General features: G+C 59.1%; 1 protein-coding gene. It reads left to right on the top strand.

Translation table 11 applies throughout. The features are described from left to right. Positions 1-296, top strand: a 296-nt coding sequence (locus tag PZH32_RS13155; protein WP_275208699.1) for an arginine deiminase family protein, incomplete at both ends; no start/stop codon positions are given.

Here is a 296-nt window from a genome sequence, read left to right as displayed (position 1 = left end):
GGATCATCGAGGCGGGCATCCGCACCGACACCTACAAGGACATCATCAAGGACTACATCAACTCCAACTACGCGGGCACCAAGGACATGGTCATGAATACCATGGCCGGCATCAACCTGCAGGAGCTGCCGCAGCAGAACACGCATCTGCTGGTGGACATGGTGTCCGACCGCAGCAAGCTGGTCTGCGCCCCCATGCCGAACCTGTACTTCACCAGTGACCCGTTCGCGATGATCGGCAACGGCGTGTCCATCAACCGCATGTACAGCCAGACGCGTAACCGCGAGACCATCTAC

Origin of the sequence: Adlercreutzia equolifaciens, from assembly GCF_029076695.1 — a bacterium.
Taxonomy (GTDB): Bacteria; Actinomycetota; Coriobacteriia; order Coriobacteriales; family Eggerthellaceae; genus Adlercreutzia; species Adlercreutzia equolifaciens_A.
This window is presented reverse-complemented; position numbering and strand designations above follow the sequence as displayed.